11 protein-coding genes are annotated in these 13,880 nt (G+C 66.8%); all 11 read left to right on the forward strand.

What is annotated here, in order from left to right:
* Positions 1–75 precede the first annotated feature (75 nt).
* The 11 genes from AC07OC_RS06385 to AC07OC_RS06435 all read left to right on the forward strand — a co-directional run bounded on the left by AC07OC_RS06385 (position 76) and on the right by AC07OC_RS06435 (position 13,834).
* On the forward strand, positions 76–594 hold the full coding sequence (locus AC07OC_RS06385) for a tripartite tricarboxylate transporter TctB family protein (RefSeq protein ID WP_218294050.1): 519 nt from the start codon (positions 76–78) through the stop codon (positions 592–594).
* Between the two features lie 12 nt (positions 595–606).
* Entirely contained in the window at positions 607–2,112 is a 1,506-nt protein-coding gene (locus AC07OC_RS06390) for a tripartite tricarboxylate transporter permease (protein WP_218340748.1), read from the forward strand.
* Positions 2,113–2,319: 207 nt separating this feature from the next.
* Positions 2,320–2,997: a DUF2325 domain-containing protein gene (locus AC07OC_RS06395; protein ID WP_218340749.1), complete on the forward strand. Its 678-nt coding sequence runs from the start codon at positions 2,320–2,322 to the stop codon at positions 2,995–2,997.
* Between the two features lie 116 nt (positions 2,998–3,113).
* Positions 3,114–4,625, forward strand: a complete 1,512-nt coding sequence (locus AC07OC_RS06400; protein WP_218340750.1) for a sigma-54 interaction domain-containing protein — start codon at positions 3,114–3,116, stop codon at positions 4,623–4,625.
* Positions 4,626–4,777: 152 nt separating this feature from the next.
* Entirely contained in the window at positions 4,778–5,971 is a 1,194-nt protein-coding gene (locus tag AC07OC_RS06405) for a substrate-binding domain-containing protein (RefSeq protein ID WP_218294054.1), read from the forward strand.
* Between the two features lie 175 nt (positions 5,972–6,146).
* Positions 6,147–7,619: an extracellular catalytic domain type 2 short-chain-length polyhydroxyalkanoate depolymerase gene (locus tag AC07OC_RS06410; RefSeq protein ID WP_218340751.1), complete on the forward strand. Its 1,473-nt coding sequence runs from the start codon at positions 6,147–6,149 to the stop codon at positions 7,617–7,619.
* A gap of 270 nt (positions 7,620–7,889) precedes the next feature.
* Positions 7,890–8,663 (forward strand): ABC transporter ATP-binding protein, encoded by a 774-nt coding sequence (locus AC07OC_RS06415; RefSeq protein WP_218340752.1) that lies wholly within the window; start codon positions 7,890–7,892, stop codon positions 8,661–8,663.
* Complete coding sequence (locus AC07OC_RS06420) at positions 8,660–9,412, forward strand: ABC transporter ATP-binding protein (RefSeq protein WP_218340753.1); 753 nt, start codon at positions 8,660–8,662, stop codon at positions 9,410–9,412. Before AC07OC_RS06415 ends, AC07OC_RS06420 begins: the two co-directional genes overlap by 4 nt.
* Before the next feature lie 115 nt (positions 9,413–9,527).
* Positions 9,528–10,514, forward strand: coding sequence for a branched-chain amino acid ABC transporter permease (locus AC07OC_RS06425; RefSeq protein WP_218294058.1), 987 nt, complete (start codon positions 9,528–9,530; stop codon positions 10,512–10,514).
* A 16-nt stretch (positions 10,515–10,530) separates the two neighbouring features.
* Positions 10,531–11,604, forward strand: a complete 1,074-nt coding sequence (locus tag AC07OC_RS06430) for a branched-chain amino acid ABC transporter permease (protein ID WP_218340754.1) — start codon at positions 10,531–10,533, stop codon at positions 11,602–11,604.
* 100 nt (positions 11,605–11,704) lie between these two features.
* Positions 11,705–13,834 carry a D-(-)-3-hydroxybutyrate oligomer hydrolase gene (locus tag AC07OC_RS06435; protein ID WP_494601001.1) on the forward strand — a complete coding sequence of 710 codons (2,130 nt, stop codon included), beginning with the start codon at positions 11,705–11,707 and terminating at the stop codon, positions 13,832–13,834.
* Positions 13,835–13,880 lie beyond the last annotated feature (46 nt).

Consider the following 13,880-nt stretch of genomic DNA (forward strand, 5'->3'; position numbering starts at 1 on the left):
GCCAGCAAGTTAGGCCTCGGCTGCGCGGCCCCTGCGGGGCGCGCGGCCTTGCTGCCCGCCCGGTGAAGGAAAAACATGACACAACAACATTCATCGCGCTCCAAGCCCTTGCAGACCCTGATAGGGGCGGGCCTGGTGGTGCTTGCGCTGTTTCTGGCCTGGGGTGCCAGCACGGTCAGCTCGGAGGCGGGCTACGGCGGCGTGGGCCCCAATTTCTTTCCCTGGGTGGTCAGCATCGCCTTGCTGATCTGCGGCGTGCTCTGCGTGGTGCATGCACTGACCGGGGGCTTTCGTGAGCTGGAAGAGGGCTCGGGCGACGAGCGCGCCCACTGGAAGGGTTTCATCTGGGTGTCGGCCGGGCTGCTGCTCAATGCCTTGCTCATCACGACGCTGGGCTTCATCCTGAGCTGCGCGCTGTGCTTCGTGCTGTCGGTGCGGGGCTTCAAGAGCTCGGAAGGCGAGCTGGACCTGCGCCTGCGGGCCTGGATCAAGGATTCCCTCATTGGCGTGGCCGTGGCCGCGCCGGTGTTCTGGATGTTTACGCAATTGCTGGCCATCAACCTGCCCGGCCTCACCAACACGGGGTGGCTGTAAAGCCTGCACGCCATGGAAACGTTGAACCTCCTGATGCAGGGTTTTGCCACCGCTGCCACTCCCATCAACCTGATGTGGGCCTTCGTGGGCTGCATGATCGGCACCGCCGTGGGCGTGCTGCCCGGCATCGGGCCGGCCGTGGCGGTGGCCATGCTGCTGCCCATCACCGTGAAGGTCGAGGCCACGGCCTCCATGATCTTCTTCGCGGGCATCTATTACGGCGCCATGTATGGCGGCTCCACCACGTCCATCCTGCTGAACACGCCCGGTGAGGCGGGCTCCATGGTCACCGCCATGGAGGGCAACAAGATGGCCAAGAACGGCCGTGCGGGCGCGGCGCTGGCGACCGCCGCCATCGGCTCGTTCGTGGCGGGCACCATCGCCACCGTGCTGGTCACGTTCTTTGCCCCCCTGGTGGCTGAATACGCCGTGCGCCTGGGCCCGCCCGAGTACTTCATGCTGATGGTGCTGGCCTTCACCACCGTGAGCGCGGTGCTGGGCAAGAGCACGCTGCGCGGCATGGTGGCGCTGTTCGTCGGCCTGGCCATGGGCCTCATCGGCATCGACCAGATCTCGGGCCAGGCGCGCTACACCGGTGGCGTGCCCGAGCTGATGGACGGGATCGAGGTGGTGCTGATCGCCGTGGGCCTGTTTGCCGTGGGCGAGGCCTTGTACAACGTGATGTACGAAGGCAAGACCGACGAAACCCAGAACCGCCTGACCAGCACGCACATGACCAAGGAGGAGTGGAGGCGTTCGTGGCCCGCATGGATCCGCGCCACCTTCATCGGCTTTCCGTTCGGCACCGTGCCCGCGGGCGGCAGCGAGATCCCGACCTTCCTGAGCTACGCCGCTGAAAAGAAGCTGAGCAAGCACAAGGAAGAGTTCGGCACCACCGGCGCCATCGAAGGCGTGGCGGGCCCCGAGGCCGCCAACAACGCGGCCATCACGGCCACGCTGATCCCGTTGCTCACGCTGGGCATTCCCACGTCCAACACCACGGCCATCCTGCTGGGTGCGTTCCAGAACTACGGCATCCAGCCCGGCCCGCAGCTGTTCGACACCAATGGCGCGCTGGTGTGGGCACTGATCGCCTCTATGTACATCGGCAACGTGATGCTGCTCATCCTGAACCTGCCGCTGGTGGGACTGTGGGTGAAGCTGCTCAAGATTCCCAAGTCGTACCTGTACGCGGGCATCCTGGTGTTCTCCACGCTGGGCGTGTACGGCATGCGCCAGAGCGCGTTCGATCTGGTGCTGCTGTATGCGATTGGGCTCTTGGGCGTGGTGATGCGCCGCTTCGACTTCCCGGCCGCTCCAGTGGTGGTGGGCATGATCCTGGGGCCTCTGGCAGAGGCGCAGATGCGCAACGCCGTGTCGATTGGCGAAGGCAAGTGGACGATCTTCCTGGAGCGCCCCGGTTCGCTGACGCTGATCGTCATCGTGCTGTCCGTGCTCATCGTGCCGCGCCTGCTGCGGCGCTGGGCGGCACGCAAGCTGGCGGCGCTGGAGCGCTGATACAAACAAAGGCTCGCAAAAAAGAAAACCGCGCCACATGGCGCGGTTTTTTCATGCGGGCACCGGCTGGTGCAGACGGCGGATTTCGCAAGCCAGACCACAAGGGTTTCATGCCCCCGTTGCCTTCCCCACCAAGGTGACTTGCGTGCTCACAAGCCGTGAATCGTACCATAAAATGCGAATAGTTCTTATTTGCAAGGATGGTGCATGCAATCACTTCCGCAGGAGTTTCTGGCGCTCTGCCGCCAACTGGGCGATGCACAGAAGCGCTGCAGCACCGCCATGGCCGCCCAGGCCGCGCAGATCGAGGCACTGCAGCGCCAGGTGGTGCGGCTGCGCGCCCAGGTCATCGTGCGGGACACGCGCCTGGCGATGGCGCGGGATGAGCTGGAGCGGATGAAGGCCGCGCACCCCGGCCTGCCCCGCCGCAAGGCCATGGCGCTCCACATCGGCGTGCTCGCCGAGCGCATCGCGAGCTTGTCGCGCGAATGCCTGCGCTGGCGGCTGGCGGCACAGGCCGATGCGGCTCCCGCCTGCGCCGTGGAGCCCGCCAGCGGCGCTGCGGCGGCCCGCGTGCATGCCCCGGCCGGCGCCCTGCGCGGGGCGCCCGCGGGCTCGGCGCTCGACGCCAACCTGGCCGCGGCCGACCTGGTGATCTGCCAGACCGGCTGCATCAGCCATGACGAGTACTGGCGGGTGCAGGACCACTGCCGCCGCACGGGCAAGCCTTGCATCCTGGTGGACCAGCCCCTGGCCGTGCGAGAGGCAGAGGCGCTGGCCGCCATCCAGCCCATGGTGGTCCTGCGCATGGTGCGCGCGCAGCGCCCTGCGGACGGCACCACCACCGGGCAGAAGGCGTTGATCTTGAATGAAAATGGCCGCTAGCGCTGAAGGAATAAGCGCAAAATGCTATTGATTTGATAGTATTTGGCGGCGCGGGTTCGAGGCGCTGCGCCGGGCCCGTGGCGCATGTGGCGGCCGCGCCGCGCTACCATCCGCGGATGCCCCTGCTCACCGACGACGCCCCCGCACTGCCGCTGGATGCCCAGGGCATTCTCGAACTGGCGGCGCGGTCCATGTTCCAGCTGTTTTCCAGCGTCAGCCAGGGCATGTTCCTGGTGGACCGCAGCGGGCGCATCGTGTGGGTCAACGAAGGCTACCAGCGCTTTCTGCCCGACCTGGGGTTCTCCTCGGTCGACCAGTTCGTGGGCCGCACGGTGGAAGAGGTGATCCCCAACACCCAGATGCGCCGCGTGCTGGAGACCGGCCAGCCCGTGCTGATCGACCTGCTCACCAACAAGGCCGGCACCTTCGTGGTCAGCCGCATCCCGCTGCGCGACGATGCCGACCGCGTGATCGGCGCCATCGGCATCGTGCTGTTCGACCACCCCGAGACCACGCTGCAGCCGCTGATCAGCAAGTTCGCGCTGCTGCAGCGCGACCTGGACGACGCGCGGCGCGAACTGGCCAGCCAGCGCAGCCGCTCCCTGGCCGTGGCGGGCGACGGCGAGCGGCGCGCCAAGTACACCTTTGCCAGCTTCATTGGCTCCAGCCCTGCGGCGGCCGAGGTCAAGCGCCAGGCGCGGCGCGCGGCGCAGTCCAGCAGCCCCGTGTTGTTGCTGGGCGAGACGGGCACGGGCAAGGAGTTGCTGGCCCACGCCATTCATGCGGCATCGAGCCGCGCGAGCGGCCCGTTCGTGAGCGTCAACATTGCCGCCGTGCCCGACACATTGCTGGAGGCCGAGTTCTTTGGCGTGGCCCCCGGGGCCTACACCGGTGCCGACCGCAAGGGGCGCGACGGCAAGTTCAAGCTGGCCGACGGCGGCACGCTGTTCCTCGACGAAATCGGCGACATGCCGCAAAGCCTGCAGGCCAAGCTGCTGCGGGCCCTGCAAGAGGGTGAGATCGAGCCGCTGGGCTCCAACAAGCTCGTGCCCTTCAACGTGCGCATCCTGGCCGCCACGTCGCGTGACCTGGCCGCGCTGGTGCGCGAGGGCAAGTTCCGCGAGGACCTGTTCTACCGCCTGCACGTGCTGCCCGTGCGCGTGCCGCCGCTGCGCGTGCGGCGCACCGACATCCCGGCCCTGGTGGAGGCGCTGGGTGAAGACCTGGCGCTGCGCAACAGCACGGCCCCGCCCGAGCTGCTGCCCGATGCCATGGCGCTGCTGGCGGGCCAGCCCTGGCGCGGCAACATCCGCGAACTGCGCAACGTGCTGGAGCAGGCCGTGATGCGCAGCGACTCGCCGTCCATCGACGCCGCCCAGCTCGAACGTGTCCTGCGCGAGGCCGGCGTGGAGCCGGCCGCTCCCGCGCCGGTGCTGGACACGGCTTCCATGGCCGATGCCCAGGACGAAAGCCGCTACCTGCGTCCGCTGGCCGAGCAGGTGGCCGAGCTGGAGCGGCGCGCCATCGCGGCGACCCTGAAAGCCCATGGCGGCAACAAGCTCGCCACCGCACGGCAACTGGGCATCTCGCGGGCCACGCTGTATGGACGTCTGGAAAACCCTGAATAAATATCAGACACATGTCTGATATTTATTCAATTGGATTGTTCAAAAATCAGACTATGTCCCGCAGGCGTCAGCAGGGTTTTCATACAAATCAACAGCTTGCATGCTGGCATGAACTGTGCAATGTTCAGGCATCACAACAAGGAGACATCGCCATGCATCGTCGCACCCTGGTCGCCCTGGCCACCGCTGCCGTCACCGCCGCCACGCTTTCCACCCCCGCTTTCGGCCAGGCCGGGGAAATCCGCATCGCCCACATCTACAGCAAGACCGGCCCGCTGGAGGCCTATGGCAAGCAGACCCAGACCGGCCTGCTGATGGGCCTGAACTACGCCACCGGCGGCAGCATGACCGTCAATGGCAAGAAGCTCGTCGTGATTGAAAAGGACGACCAGGGCAAGCCTGACCTGGGCAAGAGCCTGCTGGCCTCGGCCTATTCGGACGACAAGGCCGACATCGCCGTCGGCCCCACGTCCTCGGGCGTGGCCCTGGCGCTGCTGCCCGTGGCCGAGGAATACAAGAAGATCCTGCTGGTGGAGCCCGCCGTGGCCGACGCCATCACCGGCGACAAGTGGAACAAGTACATCTTCCGCACCGGCCGCAACAGCAGCCAGGATGCCATCTCCAACGCCGTGGCCGTCGACAAGGCCGGCGTCACGGTGGCCACGCTGGCGCAGGACTATGCCTTCGGCCGCGACGGCGTGAAGGCCTTCAAGGACGCGCTCAAGAACGCCAAGCTCGTGCATGAGGAGTACCTGCCCACGACCACCACCGACTTCACTGCCGGTGCCCAGCGCCTGATCGACAAGCTCAAGGACGTGCCCGGCCGCAAGGTCATCTTCATCATCTGGGCCGGCGCGGGCAACCCCTTCAAGATCGCCGACATGGACTTGAAGCGCTACAACATCGAGATCGCCACGGGCGGCAACATCCTGCCCGCCATGGCCGCGTACAAGAACTTCCCCGGCATGGAAGGCGCCACGTACTACTACTTCGGCATCCCCAAGAACCCCGTGAACGAAGCCATGGTGGCCGCGCACTACAAGGAGTTCAAGACCCCGCCGGACTTCTTCACCGCCGGCGGCTTCAGCTCCGCCATGGCGCTGGTCACCGCCCTCAAGGCCACGAACGGCGACACCAACACCAACAAGCTCATCAAGACCATGGAGGGCATGAGCTTCGAGACCCCCAAGGGCAAGATGACCTTCCGCAAGGAAGACCACCAGGCCATGCAGAGCATGTACCACTTCAAGATCAAGGTGGACCCGGCCTTCGCCTGGGGCGTGCCCGAGCTGGTGCGCGAGATCAAGCCTGAAGAAATGAACGTGCCGATCCGCAACAAGCGATAGGCCGGTTTTTTCGATGCGTTAGCGAGGCCCGACGGACAGGACAACCATCCTGCTCCTTCGGGGTTCATCCCGCAGGGGCGGCCGCCCCTCTTTTTCCAGTGAATTGATGCATGAACCCCCGGATCACACGGGGGCAGGGTCGGTTTTTCTCAAAATTATTTGGAGACAAGACAACATGGCTTTCAATTTCATCCGGGCGGCTGCAGCAGGGGCTGTAATTTCAATGTGCGCAGCGGGCGGCGCGATGGCCGCCGTCAACCTGCCCGCGCTCAAGATCGACAAGACGCAGACCACCGTGTCGGGCCTGTCGGCTGGCGGCTTCATGGCCGTGCAGCTGCACGTGGCGTATTCGGCCACGTTTGCCAAGGGCGTGGGCGTGGTCGCGGGCGGGCCGTTCAATTGCGCCGAGGGCTCGGTCGTCAATGCCACGGGGCGCTGCATGGCCAGCCCGGCGGGCATTCCCACCAGCACGCTGGTCAGCACCACCAACACCTGGGCCAGCCAAGGCGCCATCGACCCCGTGGCCAACCTGCAGAACTCGAAGGTCTACCTGTTCTCGGGCACGCTCGACAGTGCGGTCAAGACCGGCGTGATGGATGCCCTGCGCACCTACTACAACAGCTTCGTGCCGGCCGCCAACGTGGTCTACAAGAAGGACATCGCTGCCGAGCACGCCATGGTCACCGACGACTACGGCAACGGTTGCACCACCAAGGCAGCGCCCTACATCAGCAACTGCAACTTCGACCTGGCCGGTGCCATGCTGCAGCACCTGTACGGCCCGCTCAATGCGCGCAACAACGCGGCGCTGCCCACCGGTAACTTCATCGAGTTCAACCAGAGCGAATTCATCTCCAACCACGGCATGGCCGCCACGGGCTGGGCCTATGTGCCGCAGGCCTGCCAGGCGGGCGGCAGCGCCACCTGCAAGCTGCACGTGGTGCTGCATGGCTGCAAGCAGAACATCAGCGATGTGCAGCAGCAGTACGTGCGCAACACCGGCTACAACCGCTGGGCCGACACCAACAACATGGTGATGCTGTACCCACAGACCAGCACGGCCGCCACCAACAGCTGCTTTGACTGGTGGGGCTACGACAACGCCAACTACGCCAAGAAGTCCGGTCCGCAGATGGCGGCCATCAAGGCCATGGTGGACCGGGTCTCCAGCGGCGGCACCACCAACCCGCCGGTGGACCTGCCTGCCCCCACGGGCGTGAGCACCTCGGGCGCCACCGCCAGCAGCATGGCGATTGCCTGGAATGCCGTCTCGGGCGCTGCCAGCTACAACGTGTACCGCAACGCCAACAAGGTCAACGCGCTGCCCGTGACCGCCACGAACTACAGCGACACCGGCCTGGCCGCTTCCACCACCTACAGCTGGACCGTGCGTGCCGCCGATGCCAACGGCGCCGAAGGCGCCGTGTCCGCCGCGGCATCCGGCACCACGCTGGCGGCGCCGGGTGGCGGCACGGGCACCTGCACCACGGCCAGCAACTATGCGCACACCCTCGCGGGCCGGGCGTACGCCTATGCGGGCTTCGCGTATGCCCTGGGCTCCAACCAGGGCATGGGCTGGTGGAACGTGTTCGTGACCACCACGCTCAAGCAGACCAGCCCCGGGTACTACGTGATCGGTACCTGCTGAAGCATGTACAACCCCGTGAGCCGCTTCGCGTCTTCCCCCTTCTCTCGGATGGCTGCGCCATTCGGGAAGGGGAGGCGCCAGCGCACGCAGGAGAAACGCCGCTGTGCAGCTTGGGCGGCCCTTGCGCGGCGATTGCTGGTTTCGCCCGCGCCAGTTGCGGAGACTGTTTGGCGATGAAAACGCAGTGCAGGTCTTGGCATCCCGCCGCAGGGCTGGGTTGCCGGCCTCTTTGAATGAAATGACGACGACCGTGAAAGTGAAACACCACCCATGAGCACCTTGGCCACCAAGGACTTGACCATCCGCTTCGGCGGCCACGTGGCGGTCAACGCCGTGACCTGCTCCTTCGAGCCCGGCACGCTGACCGCCATCGTGGGCCCCAACGGTGCGGGCAAGACCACGTACTTCAACCTCATCTCGGGGCAGCTGCGCGCCACGGCGGGCAGCGTCACGCTGGGCGGGCAGGACCTCACGGGCCAGTCGGTCTCGGCGCGCACGCATGCGGGCCTGGGCCGGGCGTTTCAGCTGACCAACCTGTTCCCGAACCTCAGCGTGCTGGAGAACGTGCGCCTGGCCGTGCAGGCCACGCAGGAGGGCAAGCACCGCCGGGGCCTGAACCTGTGGAGCATCTGGAGCGATCACCGCGCGCTGACCGAACGGGCGCAGGCCATCCTGCACACGGTGGCCATGCACGAGCGCCGCGACACCCCCGTGGCCAGCCTGCCGCACGGCGACCAGCGCAAGCTCGAAGTGGCGCTGCTCATGGCGCTGGAGCCGCAGGTCTACATGTTCGACGAGCCCACGGCCGGCATGAGCCACGACGAGGCGCCCGTGATCCTGAACCTGATCCGCGAGCTGAAAAAAGACAAGACCAAGATCATCCTGCTGGTGGAGCACAAGATGGACGTGGTGCGCGAGCTGGCCGACCGCATCATCGTGCTGACCAACGGCACCCTGGTGGCCGACGGCCCGCCGGCAGAAGTGATCGCCTCGCCCGTGGTGCAAGAGGCCTACCTGGGCGTGACGAAGGAGGCGGCAGCATGACCACCACCACCACCACCAACAACAATACCGGCAACCTGCTCGAACTCAAGGGCGTGCACACCCACATCGGCGCGTACCACATCCTGCACGGCGTCGACCTGGCCGTGCCCAAGGGCCAGCTCACCATGCTGCTGGGCCGCAACGGCGCGGGCAAGACGACCACGCTGCGCACCATCATGGGCCTGTGGCATGCGTCCCAGGGCTCGGTCCACTTCGGGGGCAAGGACATCACGGCGCTGAACACCCCGCAGATCGCGGGCATGAACATCGCCTACGTGCCCGAGAACATGGGCATCTTCGCGGACCTGACCGTGAAGGAAAACATGCTGCTGGCCGCGCGCGGCGCCAAGAACGCAGCGCAGATGGACACGGCGCGGCTCGAATGGATCTTCAAGCTCTTCCCGGCCGTGGAGAAATTCTGGAACCACCCGGCCGGCAAGCTCAGCGGCGGGCAAAAGCAGATGGTGGCCGTGAGCCGCGCCATCGTCGAGCCGCGCGACCTGCTCATCGTGGACGAGCCGAGCAAGGGCCTCGCCCCCGCCATCATCAACAACATGATCGAGGCGTTCGACCAGCTCAAGAAGAGCGGCGTGACCATCCTGCTGGTGGAGCAGAACATCAACTTCGCGAAGCGGCTCGGCGACACCGTGGCCGTGATGGACAACGGCCAGGTGGTGCATGCGGGCAGCATGGCCGCGCTGGCGCAGGACGAGGCACTGCAGCGGTCGCTGCTGGGGTTGGCACTATGAATTCCACAAAAAATTTCAAGCTATTTTGGCCTCTGGCGCTGGATGGCAAAGCGCCAAAAGCTATTAAAAATATAGCATTCAAGCGCGTGGCGCTTGCCACGCAAGGAGACCGGGCATGAGCATTACCCGCGACTTCGACTGGAAGCCCCTGGCCCTGGTGCCCGCGCTGGCACTGCTGGTGCTGCCCTTCATCGGCTCGCCCAGCACCTGGCTCACGCTCACGGTGGCGGGGCTGGCCATGGGCATGATCGTGTTCATCATCGCCTCGGGCCTCACGCTGGTGTTCGGCCTCATGGACGTGCTCAACTTTGGCCACGGCGTGTTCATCGCGCTGGGCGCCTTCGTGGCCACCAGCGTGCTGGGCACCATGGGCGACTGGACGCAAAGCGCCGAGCTGTGGCGCAACCTGCTGGCCGTGCTGCCCGCCATGCTGGTGGCCATGGCCGTGGCGGGCGCGGTGGGCCTGGCGTTCGAGCGTTTCATCGTGCGGCCCGTGTACGGCCAGCACCTCAAGCAGATCCTCATCACCATGGGCGGCATGATCATTGGTGAAGAACTCATCAAGGTCATCTGGGGCCCCGCGCAGATCCCGTTGCCGCTGCCCGAGGGCATGCGTGGCTCGCTGCTCATTGGCGATGCCGCCATCGAGAAATACCGCCTGGTGGCCGTGGCCGTGGGGCTGCTGGTGTTCGCCGTGCTGGCCTGGACGCTGTCGCGCACCAAGGTCGGCCTGCTCATCCGCGCCGGCGTGCAGGACCGCGAGATGGTCGAGAGCCTGGGCTACCGCATCCGCCGCCTGTTCATCGGCGTGTTCGTCGTGGGTTCGGCCCTGGCGGGCCTGGGTGGCGTGATGTGGGGCCTGTACCAGCAGAACGTGGTGCCGCAGATGGGCGCGCAGGTCAACGTGCTGATCTTCATCGTGATCATCATCGGCGGCCTCGGGTCCACGGGCGGCGCCCTCATCGGCGCGCTGCTGGTGGGGCTCATGGCCAACTACACCGGCTTCCTGGTGCCCAAGGTGGCGCTGTTCTCCAACATCGCGCTGATGGTGGCCATTCTGCTGTGGCGCCCGCAGGGTGTGTACCCGGTCGCGAACCGTTGAAGAGGAGTCCCAAGACATGCTGAACCGACTTCTTTCCAACGACTACCCGCGCAGCAAGGTGCTCGCGGTGATCCTGGTGGCCATCCTCATCGGGCTGGCGTTTGCACCCTTCCTGTTCCCGGGCGTCAAGGCGCTGTCGGTGGCAGCCAAGGTGCTGATCTTCGTGGTGCTGGTGGCCAGCTTCGATCTGCTGCTGGGCTACACCGGCATCGTGAGCTTCGCGCACACCATGTTCTTCGGCATCGGGGCCTACGGCATCGCGGTGGCCACCACGCGCCTGGGGCCCACCTGGACGGCACTGGCGGTGGGCGTTGGCGGCGCGCTGCTGCTGTCGCTGCTGCTGTCGCTGGCGGTGGGGCTGTTCTCGCTGCGGGTGCGCGCCATCTTCTTCGCCATGATCACGCTGGCCGTGGCCGCCGCGTTCCAGACGCTGGCCTCGCAGCTGTCGGACATCACCGGCGGCGAAGACGGCCTGACCTTCAAGGTGCCCGAGATCCTGTCGCCCAGTTTCGAGCCCTTTGAAGAGCCCTTCCTGGGCGTGGCCATCGACGGTCGCCTGATCTGCTACTACCTGCTGTTCGTCGCGGCGGTGGCGCTGGTGCTGGCGCTGCTGCGCATCGTCAATTCACCGTTCGGCCGCGTGCTGCAGGCCATCCGCGAGAACGAGTTCCGCGCCGAGGCCATCGGCTACCGCGTGGTGGTGTACCGCACCACGTCGAGCGTGCTGTCGGCGCTGTTCGCCACCATGGCGGGCGCGATGCTCGCGCTCTGGCTGCGCTACAACGGGCCCGACACCTCGCTCAGCTTCGAAATCATGATGGACTGCCTGCTCATCGTGGTGATCGGCGGCATGGGCACCGTCTACGGTTCGGCCATCGGCGCCGTGCTCTTCCTGGTGGCGCAAAGCTACCTGCAGGACCTGCTGCGCCTGGGGCACGAGGCCACCTCGGGCCTGCCCTGGCTGTCTGCGCTGCTCTCGCCGGACCGCTGGCTGCTGTGGCTGGGCGTGCTGTTCGTTCTGTCGGTGTATTACTTCCCTACCGGTGTGGTGGGGCGCCTGCGCGCGGCAGCTGCGCGCAAGGCGGGGTAGGCGGCCCCTTCCCGCACGCGGGCTGGTGCGGAAGGGGCGTGGGTCAGCTGTGCAAGAAGCAACGCGAAGAAAAATACCAGGAGACAAGCACATGATGAGCATGAAGACAGGGTTTCGTCCGTTCGTTCCCGCCGCGGTGGCAGCCGCCGTTCTCGCCGCCTGTGGCGGTGGGGATGGCGAGCACGTCCCCCTCAATGCAAAGCCCGCATACCTGGGCGCCATTGCCGAGACTGCCTATGACGGCAGCAGCAACGACCTGTTGACCGCGGGCCTCGGTGCCACCGGCATGGCGGCGGCGCTGCCGCCCGCCTATGCCGACCCGCTCAAGCCCACCGCCGCCGAGTTGCGCCGCACGGCCATCCACACCAACTACCGCGCCATGCTCGACATGACGGCCGCGGGTGGCTACGGCCTGCTGTACGGCCCCAACGTGGACGCGCAGGGCAAGGTCACGGCGGGCGAGGGCAAGGTGGCGGGCACCGAGTACATCGCGTTCGCCGACGACGGCACGGGCCGCAAGAATGTCACCCTGATGGTGCAGGTGCCTGCCAGCTTCGATCCCAGGAAGCCCTGCATGATCACCGCGACCACGTCGGGCTCGCGCGGCGTGTATGGCGGCATCTCCACGGGCGAGTGGGGCCTCAAGCGCGGCTGCGCCGTGGCGTATTCGGACAAGGGCACGGGCGGTGCGCCACACGACCTGCAGAACGACACCGTGCCGCTCATCGACGGCACCCGGACCACCGCCACCGCGGCGGGCAAGGATGCGGCCTTCAATGCCGGGCTCACGGCATCGGAGCTCGCGGCCTTCAACAAGGCCACCCCCGACCGCTTCGCCTTCAAGCATGCCCATTCAGGCCAGAACGCCGAGAAGGACTGGGGCACCACGACGCTGCAGGCGGTGGAGTTCGGCTACTACGTCCTCAACCAGCGCCACGGCGAGACCAACGCGGCCGGCCAGCGCCTGAAGACGCTCACGCCCCGCAACACCATCGTGATTGCGTCCAGCATTTCCAACGGTGGCGGCGCGGCGATCGCCGCCGCCGAGCAGGACACGCAGGGCCTGATCAGCGGTGTGGCCGTGTCCGAGCCCGCGCTGGAGCTGCCCGCCAACCCTGGCGTCACGGTGCGCCGTGGCAGCACCGAGGTGGCGGTCACGGGCAAGACGCTGGTGGACTTCACCACCTACGCCAACCTGTACCAGGCCTGTGCATCGCTGGCGCCGTCGGTCAGCGCCAGCCCCTTCGCCGCGGCGTTCGCGGCCGGGTTTGCCAGCGCGGCGCTGCCCATCGCGCCCAACCGCTGCGCGGCGCTCAAGACGGCGGGGCTGCTGTCGGCCTCCACCACCGCAGCGCAGGCCGAAGAGGCGCTGCAAAAGCTGCGCGCCTATGGCTGGGAGCCCGAGTCGAACGACCTGCATGCCTCGCTGGCCGCGTTCGAAGTGGCCCCGGCCGTGGCGGTGACCTTTGCCAACAGCCTGTCGCGCAGCAGCGTGAAGGACCACCTGTGCGGCTTCAGCTACGCGGCCACGGCGACCACGGGCGCGGTGGTGCCCCTGGCGGCCGCAGCGTTGCCGGGCATGTTCGCCACCGGCAACGGTGTGCCGCCTTCCGGTGGCATCAACCTCGTGAACAACCTGGGCAAGCTGGGCCCGGCGCGCGACTTCCTGTCGTTCTCGGAGGCGGGCGTGGCCGACTGGAACACGGCGGGCGCGCTGTGCCTGCGCAACCTGGTCACCGGCACCGACGCAGCGGCCAGGAAGCTGCAGGCCGGCGTGGATGAAACCCGCCGCAACGGCAACCTGCGGGGCAAGCCCGCCGTCATTGTGCACGGCCGGGCCGATGCGCTGCTGCCCGTGAGCCACACCTCGCGCCCCTATGCCGCGTTGAACAAGAAGATCGAGGGCGCAGCCAGCCGGCTCAGCTATGTGGAAGTGGCCAACGCCCAGCATTTCGACAGCTTCATCGGCCTGCCCACGGTGCTGCCGGGCTACGACACGCGCTACGTACCGCTGCACGTGTACCTGAACCACGCGCTCGATGCCGTGTACGAGCACCTGGCCAATGGCAAGGCCTTGCCCGCCAGCCAGGTGGTGCGCACCGTGCCCCGGGGCGGCACACCCGGCAGCGCGCCGGCCATCACCGCCGCCAATGTGCCGCCACTGGCCACCGTGCCCGCTGCGGCCAATGCCATTGCCATTGCGGCAGGCGCCATCTCCATCCCCGACTGACGCGGGCCCCCGGCTGGCGAAAGAGGGAATCACCCCGTGTGCCGCG

The sequence above is a fragment of the Acidovorax sp. GW821-FHT10E04 genome (assembly GCF_059415185.1).